General features: G+C 42.4%; 8 protein-coding genes. 2 read left to right on the forward strand and 6 right to left on the reverse strand.

Translation table 11 applies throughout. From position 1 onward, the window contains the following. Positions 1 to 49: 49 nt before the first annotated feature. Positions 50 to 622 (reverse strand): TlpA family protein disulfide reductase, encoded by a 573-nt coding sequence (locus tag J2X69_RS17930; RefSeq protein ID WP_310106437.1) that lies wholly within the window; start codon positions 620 to 622, stop codon positions 50 to 52. Between the two features lie 575 nt (positions 623 to 1,197). On the opposite strand from J2X69_RS17930, the gene J2X69_RS17935 reads away from it, so the two are divergent. Further along, a complete protein-coding gene (locus J2X69_RS17935) occupies positions 1,198 to 3,444 on the forward strand; it encodes a Tex family protein (protein ID WP_310106439.1) in 2,247 nt (748 codons plus the stop codon). 327 nt (positions 3,445 to 3,771) lie between these two features. On the opposite strand, the gene J2X69_RS17940 is transcribed toward J2X69_RS17935, so the two are convergent. Next, entirely contained in the window at positions 3,772 to 4,968 is a 1,197-nt protein-coding gene (locus J2X69_RS17940) for an AAA family ATPase (RefSeq protein WP_310106441.1), read from the reverse strand. A 465-nt stretch (positions 4,969 to 5,433) separates the two neighbouring features. Between J2X69_RS17940 and J2X69_RS17945 the strand changes: the two genes are divergently transcribed. After that, on the forward strand, positions 5,434 to 7,851 hold the full coding sequence (locus J2X69_RS17945; RefSeq protein ID WP_310106443.1) for an ABC transporter permease: 2,418 nt from the start codon (positions 5,434 to 5,436) through the stop codon (positions 7,849 to 7,851). 305 nt (positions 7,852 to 8,156) lie between these two features. On the opposite strand, the gene J2X69_RS17950 is transcribed toward J2X69_RS17945, so the two are convergent. From J2X69_RS17950 to J2X69_RS17965, 4 genes are all read right to left on the reverse strand, one after another. Next, complete coding sequence (locus J2X69_RS17950; protein ID WP_310106445.1) at positions 8,157 to 9,035, reverse strand: pirin family protein; 879 nt, start codon at positions 9,033 to 9,035, stop codon at positions 8,157 to 8,159. A 75-nt stretch (positions 9,036 to 9,110) separates the two neighbouring features. Continuing rightward, on the reverse strand, positions 9,111 to 9,701 hold the full coding sequence (locus J2X69_RS17955; RefSeq protein WP_310106447.1) for a Crp/Fnr family transcriptional regulator: 591 nt from the start codon (positions 9,699 to 9,701) through the stop codon (positions 9,111 to 9,113). Between the two features lie 55 nt (positions 9,702 to 9,756). Continuing rightward, a complete protein-coding gene (locus J2X69_RS17960) occupies positions 9,757 to 10,749 on the reverse strand; it encodes an LLM class flavin-dependent oxidoreductase (protein WP_310106449.1) in 993 nt (330 codons plus the stop codon). Between the two features lie 841 nt (positions 10,750 to 11,590). Further along, a complete protein-coding gene (locus J2X69_RS17965) occupies positions 11,591 to 14,335 on the reverse strand; it encodes an outer membrane beta-barrel protein (RefSeq protein WP_310106452.1) in 2,745 nt (914 codons plus the stop codon). Positions 14,336 to 14,554 lie beyond the last annotated feature (219 nt).

The raw sequence follows: 14,554 nt of genomic DNA on the forward strand, positions 1-14,554 counted from the left end.
ACCCAAAATGTTCAAAATTGCTTAATTGATGCCTTGAAGGCGGTTTTTTTTACTGAGAAAGTAGAAAATCCCTAAACTTATCCGTGTTGAAATTGCTCATACCTTCTTGATAAAAGACGATTTTTCCTTCCGGATTTACTACCAAAGTAGTAGGGATAGATTCACTTTGTAAACTTTGATTCAGCCCAAAACTTGCGTGGGCAGTGGGGAACGCCCAGTTTTTTCCTTCTATAAATCCTTGGCTTTTTTTGAAGTCATTATCAATTCCGATTAGTAAAAACTCTAAATCAGGCTCATGTTGTACGGACTTATAAAGCTCAGAAATATGCGGCATTTCCGCACGACAGGGCCCGCACCAGGAAGCCCAGAGATTAATAAAAAGCGTCTTGCCCCTATAGCTCTCGAGCTCTATCTGCTGCCCGTCAAATGTCAGGAATTTGCCGTGGTAATCGAACTGTCGGTCAGTCAAGTCCGGAATTTCCATCTTCGGTTTGATCAATCCTGTGGAGAGCAACACAGACTGTAATCCGCCTATTATCACCGGCAAAAGCCCTGTGAAATATAAAAATGCAATAACGCTGAGCATAATTCCCCAGCTTTTGATTTCTTTTTTCCAATCCATTTAGAGGTGCGATTTACGAAATATGATTTACGGGATTTTTGGGACTTCAAGTATTAATGGTCAATTTTTAACTTGCAAGGAATGTCAGTCCGAGCGGAGTAGAGGACCCTTCGTACTTCCCGACTCTCGTCGGTCAGGTGCTCAGGGTGACCCAACTTTATTTCTACATCACTTTCCGTCATTATTCATTTGTAAATCTTTCTTACTCAGCCTGACAACCCAGAGCATTTTAATCCTCCGCGGCGGACAAGTAATTCAAATTTTTCAATTTTATGTATATCCACTTTTCCGCCAGTAAAGAGACTAAAGCATTATAGGATTTGGAAAACACCAGCATCAAGGCCACTTCGGCCAGTCCGCTGTGGCGGATCTTCTGTCATCAGTCTTCCTGCCGTTATACCAAAGAAAATGAGGCTACTGGCATCATTGCGGATAATCACATTCAATTTTAAGAACATCCAATTTTACAATCTTAAAATCAGACGCTTAGTGACAACTCTCACATTTCTTACTTTTTGTCTCCAAAAGGAGGCTTAACTTGCGTCTCAAATTTAGATTAGAATTTTCTTTAGCATATGAATTACGAAGTACAAATTGCCGCTGAACTCCAAATCAAACCCAGTCAAGTGAATGCCACAGTGCAATTGTTGGACGAAGGCGGGACGGTGCCATTTATCTCCAGATATCGTAAAGAAGCTACCGGCGAATTGGATGAGGTGCAGGTAGCAGCTATCCGTGACCGTGTGTTGCAGTTGAGAGAATTGGCCAAGCGTAAAGAAGCTGTGCTGAAGTCTATAGAGGAGCAAGGGAAATTGACACAGGAACTGAAGCAAAAAGTAGAATCGGCCGAAACGATGTCTAGGCTGGAAGATATTTATCTCCCATACAAACCTAAGCGAAGAACTAAGGCCACAATCGCCAGAGAAAAGGGCTTGGAGCCACTTGCTGAACAGATTTTTGAGCAAAAATCCATTAATCCGGAAGCTGAGGCTGAGAAGTTTGTGGATGCTGCCAAAGAAGTGAATTCCGTAGAGGAGGCACTTCAGGGAGCCCGTGATATCATGGCCGAGTGGATCAATGAAAAGGCAGAGTTACGGGAAAAGATGCGTAAGCTTTTTCTGGAAGAAGGAGTTTTCTCGTCGAAAGTGCTACCGGGCAAAGAGCAGGAAGCTATTAAGTATAAGGACTATTTTGAATGGTCTGAACCTATAAAAACTGCGCCTTCCCATCGGGTTTTGGCGATGAGAAGAGGTGAGAAAGAACTTTTCCTGATGCTGGACTCAGTTCCTGAAGAGGCTTCTGCTATCTATCAGATGGAGAAAATGATTCTGGCAGATGCTGCCAATTCTTCGGTGGATCAAGTCAAGCTTGCCATTAAAGACTGTTATAGAAGATTGCTGAAACCAAGTATGGAAACGGAAGTTCGCTTACTTACCAAGCGCAAAGCGGATGAGGAAGCGATCAAGGTGTTTACTGAGAATTTGCGACAGCTTTTGCTTGGAGCACCTTTGGGAGAGAAATCTGTAATGGCGATTGATCCGGGATTCCGGACAGGTTGTAAATTGGTATGCCTTGGACCTCAAGGTCAATTCTTACACTACGAAACTATTTTCCCCCATGAAGCCAACCGCAGAGGTCAGGAAGCTGCGATGAATGTGAAAGGTTTGGTTGAGAAGTATGGGATTGAGGCCATCGCCATAGGAAATGGTACTGCAGGCCGTGAGACGGAAGCTTTTATCAAGAGTCTTGGCCTATCCAAATCTGTGATTGTGACCATGGTAAATGAATCCGGAGCATCTATTTATTCCGCGTCCGACGTGGCGCGGGAAGAATTTCCTGATCTTGATCTGACAGTAAGAGGAGCTGTATCCATCGGTAGAAGATTGATGGATCCTCTGGCAGAACTGGTAAAAATCGATCCCAAATCTATAGGTGTCGGTCAATACCAGCATGATGTGGATCAAAATGCCTTGAAAAATGCGCTTGACGATACCGTGATGTCGGCGGTAAACGGAGTAGGGGTAGAAGTAAACCTCGCATCGAAGCAGCTGCTGACTTATGTTTCTGGCTTGGGGCCGACTCTGGCTCAGAATATTGTTGAATTCAGAAATGAAAATGGTCCTTTCAAGAGTAGGGCTCAGCTCAAAAAAGTGCCTAGACTAGGAGAAAAGGCGTTTGAGCAAGCTGCCGGTTTCTTGAGAATCAGCAAGGCAAAACATCCGTTGGATTCCTCGGCTGTGCACCCGGAACGTTATACTTTGGTGGAGCAGATGGCCAAGGATGTGAATGCTAGCGTGTCAGATTTGATGAGTTCAGAGGAACTGAGAAATCGAATTTCTTTGAAGAATTACGTGTCTGAGACGGTCGGTTTGCCTACACTCCAGGATATTTTGGAGGAACTTGCCAAGCCCGGAAGAGATCCCCGCGAGAGTTTTGAAGTTTTCGCTTTTGAAGAAAGTGTGAACAGTATGTCAGATCTGAAAGTGGGGATGAAGCTGCCCGGCGTGGTGACGAATATCACGGCATTTGGTGCGTTTGTAGATGTAGGAGTGCATCAGGATGGTTTGGTGCATTTGAGTCATTTGGCAGATCGATTTGTAAAAGATCCGAATGAGATCGTTTCTGTCAATCAAAAAGTTCAGGTGACTGTGATGGAAGTGGATATTCCCCGCAAGCGTGTAGGGCTGAGCATGAAGTCAGAGCCATTTGCGGAGCGGGGCAAGAAGATGGAAAAAAGACCTGCGGGCAAACCCCAAGCTAAAGAATCCGAAGGCTCTATGGCAGATAAATTGGCTGCACTCAAAGGTAAATTCGGAGGGTGATTCTGTTTTGAACCGCAGAGAACACTGAGGTTTACACAGAGGCCACAATTTCTTTTGCCGTCGTGAGTGTCCTCACTCACGACTTTTTTTTTTCGTCCCGGTTAGTGCTCACTAATTGGATTTTAGCATGTGAGTGGAGACACTCACATGGGCGACGAGAAGAAAGCGCAAAGAAAATAGTTGAAAGTTTGCCGCCGTGAGTGTCGCCACTCACGGCATTTTGCTCTCAGATATTATTGTCTTGTTCTGTTACTAACTTGTTTTGATAATGTGAGTGGAGACGCTGACATGGGCTGTGAGGAAATACAACCCTCCAGCTCTTACTTTTCAATACATCATCCCAAACAACCACAGCGGCACTTTTTTGCCAAACCCATGCTCGATTTCGTCGGCAGCAACCAGATAATTTTTTAGGTGATTGATTTGGCTGGCATCCTTGTTTTTGCCACCAACTTCTATCACTAGATCATCGACTTGGAAGTCTCCAGATTTAGGTAGCCGAATTTCTTTTTTGAGATTTTTGAGTTGATTTAGGAGAAAGGTTTCCCGTATCGAGCCGATTTCCGGATTAGCTTTTAAAGCATAAGAAAGGTTGGCGTTTTCCAAATAAACTTTGTCCGGCTTTTGCAGCTGGGAAATGCCTTTGCCTTCCGCAATCAGGAAATTGAGCAATCGGGCCTTTTCCAGTTGCGTGAGCCACTCGTACACAGAGTCCCGTGAGGTTTCAACTTTTCTGGCAATCGAAGATACATTAGGTTTGAAAGGAACCGACTCTGCCAACACGCCAAGTAGTTTCTTAACTTTATATGCTGTTCCTGCATTATAATCAGCGATAAACGCCAGATCAGATTCAACTACCGTATTGATAATCTGCTGGAGGAAAATCGGGATGGTCTTAGGGTTTGATTCGGTTATGATGGGAAGATAGCCTCTCTTGAGATACTCCTTGAATACTGGTAGAGGTTGAAGGCGAGAAGTGATTTCAGAGGTGATTTGAGAATGTGTGTTCTGAATTTCCGCAAGAGAGACAGGTTGGAAATTTTGGTTATGGGTCAAGTTCAGGTATTCCCTAAATGACATTCCGGGTAATTCATAGGTAATCACCCGACGGCTCAAATCAGATTCACCTCTATAAATATCCAGTGCAGAAGATGAAGAGAATACCACTTTCAAATCAGGATATGAATCATAAATATTCTTTAGCTCTCTTGACCAGTTAGGATATTTATGAACCTCATCAATGAACAAAAAGCGGCCACCATTTTGGTAAAAAGTATGGGCTGTCTCTACCAGATTGTGAGTATAAAACCAGTAATGATCAGCTGAAAAGTAAAGTGCCTCGTTGGATTTGGGTTTTATTCCAAACTTGATCCGTTGGAGCATAAGTGTGGTTTTTCCTGATCCTCTTGGCCCTTTGATGGCGATCATTCTTTGATTCCAATCAATTTTATCAAATAGATACCTGAAGAACTTACCGTCAACCTGTGCTGATAAATTTTGGAAGTTAGAAATGAGAATATCCATAATCTGTCGATTTTATTCTACAAATATATATTAAAAATGTCGAATAAAAACGACAATTATTTAATTAAAGTGTCTTTTTAAATTGACAAATTATATAATGAAATATCTCCTTGAATGAAACCATCTCCCACATTTATCTGCCAATTTTCGCCTCAATGAGCACAAAAATGACCGGGATATTTTAGGAGCCACTTCGCCACAGTTAGTGTCCCCACTAGCTGGACTTTGATATGTGGGTGGACAGTCACATGGGTGGTGAGATATCATTTTGTCGAATCAATTCGATATTTAGGTTCACACTTATCGCCCGAATACGCACAAAAATGTTCGGAATATTTTGGGAGCTCTTTGTAAAACCCCATTTCTGGCCTATAGAAGCCTGTTCGTTCCGGTTTGGTCTTGGTTAATATTGCCATAAGGAGAGAGATTTACTCTTCTTCAGGGATAAACAGAAATTTTAAATCTATGTGGAAAATATATTCTAAAATTGCTTGGCGGAATCTCAAGAATGGGAAGCGCGTGACACTGATCAATATTTTTGGATTGACACTTGGCATCACAGCAGCTTTTTTACTTTTTACCGTAGTGAGCTATGAGCTCAGCTATGATAATTTTCAATCCAATTCGGATCGAATCTATCGTGTAGTGACCCAAGATGAATATTCAGATGGGCTCGATTATACTCCTGGGGTGTCGCCCCCAATGCCTGATGCTTTGAAAAGTGACCTTTCCGGAATTGATGCAATTGTTCCGGTAGTAAGCTCATCGGTTTTTGTGTCCACGGAAAGGGCTGTTTCCAACTCCGGTGAAGACAAATTCATTGTAGAAGATGTGTTTTTTACTACACCTGAGTATGCTTCACTTTTTGATGTGGAGATCTTGGCAGGGGATCTTCAGGGGCTGAAGGAACCGGGACAGGTGGTGCTCACTGAGACAGAAGCTAAGAAGCTCTTCGGGACTTGGGAGAATGCCTTTGGCAAATCAGTTCTTTTGGCAAAAAGAGTGGAAGCGACTGTGGGAGCGATCGTGTCCGATATTCCTGATAACAGTAATTTCCGGTTTAATATGCTGGCTTCATACAAAACACTGCAAAGCAACGAGGCTGTATTTGATTACCATTTTGATGAGTGGGGGAGCTTTGGAAGTAATTTCCAATTGTATGTAATGCTTCCGGAGTCGATGGATGAAAGTCTGATTAACCAGCAGTTGACAGCTTTTGCCGTGAAAAATTATAAAAATCGAGGCACTTCAAAGAAGTCATTTTTCCTTCAGCCAATGGAGGATATCCATTTTGACAGTCGGTTTGATCCGATCACGGGTGAACTCATCCGAAAAGCTACTATTTATACATTGGCTCTCATCGGAATTTTTATACTGATCATGGCTTCCATCAATTTTATAAACTTGTCCACCGCTCAGGCTATAGGCAAAAGTAAGGAAGTGGGAATCAGGAAAGTAATGGGTGGCAGCAGATTGCAGGTTATTGGCCAATCTTTTGGAGAGACATTTATGGTTGTCTTTATATCGGCTGTCATTTCTACCGTGGTGGCCACTGCTTTGCTTCCTTTCTTAAGTAAAGTGGCGGAGGTTCCGGATACGATCAAGCTAATTACTCCTTCATTTCTACTGTTCTCTACTGCAATAGTTGTGGGAGTCACCTTACTTTCAGGCTTTTATCCAGCACTGATTTTGTCAGGTTTCCAACCGATCCAAGCGCTTAAAAATAAGATTCAAGTGGCTCAAATTGGTGGAGTTTCACTTCGCAGAAGTCTGGTGGTCATGCAGTTTGTCATCGCACAGGTTTTGATGATAGCCACGGTGATTGCCGTGAAGCAAATGACAGAGATTCAGCAAGCGGATTTGGGATTTTCGAAGGAAGCTGTTTACTATTTTGATATTCCTTTGGATGAAGCTAAAGATGGTAGATTGGATGTGTTGAAGCAGCGATTGAAAGCCAATTCTCAGATCAAAACGGTAAGCGTGTCAAGTGATGTACCTTCTTCCAATAATAACTGGGCATCGAATTTTTGGTTTGACGGCAAAAGAGAAGATGTTCAATTTATGACTTCGTTGAAGTTCGGAGACGCAGATTACTTTGAAAATTACGGGTTGCAGTTTGTGGTAGGGAATGGGTTTTCGGAAAGTGACACGCTCAAGGAAGCTGTGATCAATGAGACCATGGCCAAGAAACTGAATCTTTCGAATCCGGAAGAGGCAGTGGGCAAGACGATTACTATTGGTGGTGGAGAGCCTTGGATGACAATCACCGGTGTGGTGAAGGATTTTGCACAAAACTCGCTTAGGGAAGAAGTCAAGCCTTTTATACTAGCGACGGAGAAATCCCAATACGAAGTTCTTGGATTGAAATTGGATAAGAATGCCGGAAGGGAAACCTTGGTGAGTATTGAAGAGGAATTTAAGAATGTCTATCCGGATGCGATCTACTCCGGGAAGTTTTTGGACGAAACGATTGCTAATTTTTATCGCAGGGAAAATCAATTGGCCTTGGTCTATAAAATCTTCGCAGTACTTTCTATTGTGATTTCATCGATCGGATTGTATGGATTGATTTCCTTTTTGGTGGGTCAAAAGCTGAAAGAAATTGGAATAAGGAAAGTTCTTGGCGCTTCTGTACAGCAGATTACATTTCTACTTTCAAAGGAATTTATTTATCTCGTAATAATCGCATTTGCGATTGCGGTGCCGTTGGGATATTACCTCACTGATCAATGGCTACAGAATTTTTCCTATAAAACCACCGTTCCTATTGGCTTGTACGTCTTTGTGATTGTTGTTTCTCTGGTTATTACTGCTACTACTGTGGGGTACAGGGCAGTGAAGGCTGCATTGGGAAATCCTGTGGATAGTTTGGCAGATGAGTAAAAGAAAGTGGGAACTCGATTGATTTCCCGCAGATTTGCGCAGAAAAGTTTCCCGCAGATAATCGCTGATAACTATCGCAGATTTTCGCTGATCTCATCTCATATAAATTATGCTTACTGATAGTAAACCCTCACTACGAACCCTAATACAAAACTGGGTTAAAAAGTCTGCGTTTATCAGCGTTCTTTTCTGCGAGTATCTGCGGGGAAAAAATTGAAAATACTCTAGTTAAAACAAGTTCAAACTTCTGCAATAGAAAAGCCTCTGAATCATGATAATCCAGAGGCTTTACTTTTTATATCAGATCAATCTTCCAGATAGCCGAATTTCCCGATATTGAAGTCGTTGAACGCTTCCATCAATTCCGCTTTGGTATTCATTACAAATGGGCCATGGGAAGCGATGGGCTCATTGATCGGTTCTCCGCTCAGAATCAAAATAACTGCATCTTCGCCGGCTTTGATTTGAAAGGTTTCTCCTTCGTTTTCAAATAGAACGAATTTGTCTGTTCCTACTTCTTCCTTTCCGTTGATTTCGATTGAACCTTCGATTACTAGCAAAGCAGTATTGAAATGTGCAGGGAAAGTGAAGTTGGCAATTCCGTGTTTTTTCAATTTGGCATTCATCAAGTTCACATCGGTGAATGTACTTGCAGAACCTTTCAGTTCTTGATATTCACCCGCAATCACCTCAATTTCTCCCGCATTATCCGGTAAGGCAAATTTCTGAATCTGATCATTGGTGATTCCCTGATATTTTGGAGGACTCATCTTGTCTTTAGCGGGAAGATTCACCCAAAGTTGTACCATCTGGAATTCTCCGCCGGTGCGACTAAATTCTTCTTCATGGTATTCCTTGTGCAAAATCCCCGAAGCTGCAGTCATCCACTGCACATCTCCTTCTCCGATTACTCCACTGTTACCGGTGCTGTCATGGTGTGCTACCTTCCCCTTGTAGGCAATCGTGACCGTCTCGAAACCCCGATGCGGATGCACACCAACTCCCTTCGGTTCATTGGAAGGTGGAAAATGAAACTTGGAATTGTAATCCAGCATGATGAAAGGTGACATGCGCTGCATATCCAGGTGATATCCGCTTGGAATGAAATTGTGAACTCTGAATCCATCCCCTACAAAATGCGGTGCAGGAGGATTGACTATGATTTCTATGTTTTTTGTTGCCATGATGTAGTTTGTTTAAATGATAAACAAATATCGGCAAGCTCTATTGCTCCCACCTTGATCTATGGTAAGATCGATTCAATGTCTGAAATTCTTTTTTGCAAGATCTTTTCTTACGCGACTGAGTGATTCCGGTGTGATCCCCAGATAAGAAGCGGTCATCCAAAGCGGTACGCGAAGCAGTAGGTCTGGATATTTTTGGATGAAAGTAAGGTATCGTTCCTCCGCCGTAGCTCCAAGCAATTGGTTGATGCGTAATTGGAGTTGACGGATATGGCTGTGGAGTGCCCGATCATTTGCTTGCCGGAATTTGTGACTCATCCCTGATACCATTTCCATAAACTCGCTGCTCATGAACACGACGGTGCTATTTTCAATAGCTTCGATGAAAAGATCCGAAGGTTCGTTGAAATAAATACTGCTGCGATCCGAGGTGAGCCAGTTTTCGGGAGAGAATTGGATAATGTGCTCTTTTCCGGATTCGTCCACTGCGAATGCCCTCAGAAGTCCTTTTTCGGTAAAAAAAGCATGTTTGCAGATTTCCCCGGCATGAAGTAGAAATCCGCCCTTTTGGATGGTTTCTACTCTCACTTCTTTCAGGATTTCGTCGAAAGCGGATTCTGTAAGGTCACTTTTTTCTCTTAGGTAAGTTTTGAAATTGGCTAGCACAGCAAGGTGTTTAGCTTCCAAAATAGCCAAAAAGAATCAATATCCGAGACTGCATTTACCCTAAAACCTTTGCTGTGATTTCCAGCGATTTCAAGCGCTTCTCCGGATCATAAATGTTCGAAGAGACCATCAGTTCATCCACCTCTACTTGCTTGAAGAAGCTTTCGAATTGTGGTTTAAGCGATTCTTCTGTACCGATGAAAGTACAGGCCATCATATTCTGAATGGCTGCAGCTTCGGCTTCATTCCAGATATTATCCATGCTTTTTACGGGCTTTTTCATAGGATATGACTTGCCTCGAATGATCCCTAAGGCTGTCTGATAAAATGAAGTAGCCAAATAATTGGCTTCCTCATCGGATTCGGCAGCTATGACATTCACACAGGAAATAAAGTATGGCTGTGACAGATGAGCAGAAGGCTGGAAATTTTCGCGGTAATACTTCGAAGCATTAATCAAATATCCCGGAGCAAAGTGACTTGCAAATGCATAAGGCAATCCTTTTTGTGAAGCAAGAACTGCACTGCTCATACTCGAACCCAATAAATAAATAGGCACATCCAACCCCTCCGCAGGAAACGCACGGACTTTGGAATCTATATTGTCTTCAGAGAAATAGCGCTGAAGATCGTCTAGATCACCGGGGAATTCTTGTACGGATTCATGTCTTCCTCTTCTTAAAGCCGTAGCAGTGGTTTGATCAGTGCCCGGTGCCCGCCCAAGTCCAAGATCAATTCGATTAGGGTATAGTGTGGCCAGTGTTCCGAACTGTTCAGCGATGATCAGCGGGCTGTGATTGGGCAGCATAATTCCGCCGGAGCCCAGGCGGATTTTAGAAGTGCCATTGGCTAGATATCCTATCAGGATCTGAGGGGATGAGCTGCCTACATTGGCCATGTTGTGATGCTCAGCGAGCCACATTCTGGTATAGCCAAGTTGCTCGGCATGCTGTGCGATTTGAAGACTTCTTTCGTAAGCGTCTTTGGCGTCGTAGTCTTCACGAATGATGGCAAGGTCGAGAAGAGAATAGGGTAGGTTCGTTTTCAAAATAGGTGATTGCTTGTAGTTAGTAAGCAAATTGAAATTCTCCCGGGAAAGTTTCTGAACCGATGGGTTTAATTTGATTATTATGTTATCAAAATCCTCGATTTGTGAATTTTATGCCACATAAATTATTGGTTTTCAGTAATCTTATTGTTTTTAGATTGTCGTATTGCTGTTAAAAGCAGATCCTCCGCATGGCAAGTTTTTTGAACGACTATTACTAAAGTCAAAATGATTTGACCCGCATCGAGGATTTTAACTAATCAAATAATATTTTATGTATATCCGCTTTTCTGTCAGTAAAGAGACTAAAGCATTATAGGATTTGGAAAACACTAGCGTCAAGGTGACTTCGGTCTTCTGTCATCGGTCTTCCTGCCGTTATACCAAAGAAGATGAGGCTACTGGCATCATTGCGGATAATCAAATAATATTTATAGAAATCTCGGGTGAAAACTATTCCAACTAAACATTATTCTTATGAGCTCATTAACTAAGATTAAAAACAACTCTATAGTAGCATGTGAACAATGTATTGAAGCATGTGAACAATGCATAGAATTCTGCAGTACCCGTCCAGGTATGCAGGATTGCATCATGTTGTGCGAAAGGTGTATTGATGCATGTAAAGATTGCGTGGCAGCTTTAGAGAGTAACTCTGCGGACCTATCGGTAGCAATGCAGCAATGCGTAGATGCATGCTATAATTGTGTGAAGGAGTGTGAGAAGCATGAACACGAAAGTTGCAAAAAATGCGCAGAAGCATGCCGCAACTGTATAGCTGAATGCGAAGCGCTTTTAGCTTAACCAATTCAGGCTGATGAATAATCCATCAGCCTGTAAATTAATTATTGTAGATTTCATTGTAGTCATTCATATCCGTTCCCTTATTGAAGCGGCGGATGTTGTAGGAAAATGAAAGCATGAAATACCGTTGCATTACATTGTTTTGGCCGTCCTCTACGAAGGCATCGGTGACATTTCTATACACACTTCTGTTTTGGCCAAGTAAATCATAGGCATTGAGAGAGATTTCTCCCCGTTGATTTCCAAATACTTTTTTTCCTATACTCATATTCATCAAAAGGACATTCGCATCGAATCCTTCAGATAGACCGGAGTTCAACTGATGATTTACATCTACTCTATAGATCAAGCCTTCCCAGACTATCCAGCTGAGATTTAGTCTTGAGCGCTGGTTGTAATAATTAGTATTCAAATTCGCGTTTAGCGTATTTTCCACATCGTTATAGGAAAAACGTGTGGAAATGTTAAAATCTATCTGATCTGAGATATTGCTACTCAGGGAGAGACCTGTGCTTATCCTGGAAGAGTTGTTGAAGCTTAATTGATTGTTTACCTGTCCTGGCCTTTTGGTGCTGCTGAATCCCCCGTTGATGTTGAAATTTGATTTGACGAAGTCAATCGGAATTCCGTAACTCACCCATGATCTGAAATCTTTGAATCCATCCAGATTCACCGGCATGTAGAGTTGTGATCCTTTTTCCAAGATAATTCCTCCCGGTAATTCAGTTGCTTCTTCCGCGGTGAGTGTGCTATTGGATACTGCATCATTTACCAGCCTGTATTGGGCAAAAATGAACCATGACCGGTCGTTCTCAGGATTATTGCTTCGGAATCGTATCCTCATTCTATTGGAGTAAGACTGATCCAGCGTGGGATTCCCTGTTTTCAATTGGAGTGGATTAGAATTATCTATCACATTCTGAAGCTGATCTACAGAAGGAGCTTCCACATCTGTATCATAATCCAGCTCGAAGTTGGTGTTGGCAGAAATAGAGTAATCAAACCTAATGGTAGGAAGGAAGCTCCGGAAGCTTCTGTCCAAGGCTTCCTGAGCAGGGAAAAATTGTTCGTTTTTCAGCGTGGCATTTTGATATTCTAACTCAGCCTGAAATTTCAATTTGTCCAGCGTATACTGATAGCCCAGCTCCAATTCCTGTCTTAGGTATTTGCTTTCAAAAGAGTTACTCAGAGCTGTGTCCAAAGCAAGGTTAGGGTTGCCGACTTCTTCATTTAGAATATCGAACGTCAGCTGATCCGAATCATTTAACCGGTTACCTATCTCGTATTCCAGTTCCATCTGGCCATTTTTACCAATAGGTTCGGTGTAGGAAACTCCGGTTTTCCAATCGAACCCTGACCTATCCCGGGTGATTTGCTGATTAATTATTTCCCTTCGCTCCTCCGGCTGATAGTAAACGTTGGCAGCGCTGCGATAGGCTTCATCTTTGTTGTTATGACTTCCTGTATTGGCACTAAGGGTTAGGCTTCGTCCTTCTTTGTTGAATTTGTGACTGTAAAACAAGCGATGAAACATGTCATAGTCTTGGTTGTCTGCGGTGCGGAGATTTTCTGTTTGGTTCAGCGCTCCGGCGTTATTTACTGTTTGGCCAAAGAAGCCTGAGTTTTCTCTTTCGAAACTTGCAGAGAATCTTGGCCTGTATAAAATTCGGTTGTTTTCATTGATATCGTATTCCAATCTCATGTCAAAACGATGATCTTGAGTGATACGTGTTTCCCTACTCTCTTCTGTATATATCTGATCTGATTCAGAGCCCGTCACAAATTCTCTTATGAGACTGGATTGATTGGTGTTTTCCCGGTGATTGTACAGATAGCTTCCGCTGATTTTTATTTTCTTACCCCAATTATCCGAGTAGTTTACACCGAGAATATTCGTGTTGATGATGCCGTTTTGTGGACGGTTGTTACTCTGGGCATTTGCTTCGCTTGAATAATCCAGCACATTGATATTATTACTCAACCCGGTAAAGGTAATTCGTTGGTCTTCATTAAAGGAATTGATGCTTGCCCCTGCCAAATACCGATCATCAGTACCGTATCCTACTGTCGCTTTTCCAAATTGACCTTTTCTTCGGTTTTGTTTGGTGATAATATTGATTGTCTTCAAACGCTCCCCATCATCAAATCCGCTGAGGAGTGCTTTATCGCTTTTTTGATCAAAGATCTCAATTCCCTGAATTACTTCAGCAGGGATGTTTTGCAATGCCGTGTTAATATCTCCTCCAAAAAACGGCTTGCCATCCACTAAAATCTGGGCTATCGCTTCACCCTGTGCCTGCAATGCTCCATCTTGGGAAACTACCCCGGGAAGTTTCTGGATTAGGGTCTCGGCACTGGCATCTCTCATGGTTTTGAAAGCATCAGCATTAAATAGTGTAGTGTCCCCTTTCTGCTCTCCCTGAGCTCTTCTTGCGCTGATGATCACTTCATCCAAAGCTGTTGCTTCCTCCTTAAGACTCAGGACTCCCAAATCCAAATCTTGAGTGACATGGATGGTCTTGAACAGGTTCTCATATCCTAAATACTGAATCTTGAGGAGGTATTCGCCCTCCTTTATATTGTTGATTTCAAATTCCCCGTCAAAATCAGAAATCATTCCATCCACCCGTACCGAGTCAGGTAGATTTTGGATTAAAACAGTTGCATTGGGAATGGTAATGTCTGTATCGGCTTGTTTTACTTTTCCTTTTACGGAGTGGGATTGGGCAGATAGTTGGGATATTGAGATTAGGAATAAGGATAGGTAGAGATAATATTTCATTATTGCCGTATAATTGGGTGCTCCACGCTGAATAATTGATTTAAATGGAGATAGTAACAGAGATAAACCGGTAGTAGTGGAGGCAAAGGAAGTGAGTGGAGGGCAGTATAGGGAGAGATAATTGGCTAAGCGGTAAAATGTTGCACTGAATAGTTAATAGCGTGTGTATGAGAAAGCTTATCCCGGTGTTTAAGCATGACTTGTCATTGAAAGTGGGAT

The organism is Algoriphagus sp. 4150, assembly GCF_031457395.1.
Taxonomy (GTDB): domain Bacteria; phylum Bacteroidota; class Bacteroidia; order Cytophagales; family Cyclobacteriaceae; genus Algoriphagus.

What these genes read in the sequence shown, in the direction of transcription:
- J2X69_RS17940 (WP_310106441.1), bottom strand. Translation starts at nt 4,968, where the DNA reads ATGGATATTCTCATTTCTAACTTCCAAAATTTATCAGCACAGGTTGAC.
- J2X69_RS17945 (WP_310106443.1), top strand. Translation starts at nt 5,434, where the DNA reads ATGTGGAAAATATATTCTAAAATTGCTTGGCGGAATCTCAAGAATGGG.
- J2X69_RS17935 (WP_310106439.1), top strand. Translation starts at nt 1,198, where the DNA reads ATGAATTACGAAGTACAAATTGCCGCTGAACTCCAAATCAAACCCAGT.
- J2X69_RS17950 (WP_310106445.1), bottom strand. Translation starts at nt 9,035, where the DNA reads ATGGCAACAAAAAACATAGAAATCATAGTCAATCCTCCTGCACCGCAT.
- J2X69_RS17965 (WP_310106452.1), bottom strand. Translation starts at nt 14,335, where the DNA reads ATGAAATATTATCTCTACCTATCCTTATTCCTAATCTCAATATCCCAA.
- J2X69_RS17930 (WP_310106437.1), bottom strand. Translation starts at nt 622, where the DNA reads ATGGATTGGAAAAAAGAAATCAAAAGCTGGGGAATTATGCTCAGCGTT.